This window comes from Bacillus sp. JJ664 (genome assembly GCF_036962205.1).
Lineage (GTDB): Bacteria > Bacillota > Bacilli > Bacillales > Bacillaceae_G > Gottfriedia.
This window is the reverse complement of sequence record NZ_JBALMS010000238.1, coordinates 1-226: the sequence shown is the minus strand read 5'-3', so window position 1 is coordinate 226 and position 226 is coordinate 1. Positions and strand designations below refer to the sequence as shown.

1 pseudogene is annotated in these 226 nt (G+C 27.9%); it reads right to left on the bottom strand.

From position 1 onward, the window contains the following. Window positions 1–226, bottom strand: a pseudogene (locus tag V7056_RS20685) (ATPase); the annotation flags it as partial.

The window sequence follows — 226 nt, the reverse complement described above, 5'->3', positions numbered from 1 at the left end:
TTGAATTACACTTTTCTTCCAATGCTATAATTAACGACCTAGCAAACCAGTCTTTTAAAAGTCCTACACATCCAAGAGTTCTCTCATATATAAATTCCCAATGTTCTAATAAATTTTGTTGCGCATTTAGTGGAATTTTATTTTGCAAACTTTTTATTGTTCCAAGGAAGTTCTTGTAATCACTATTGTTACTAATATCATATCTACTAAATTCAATATTATTTGT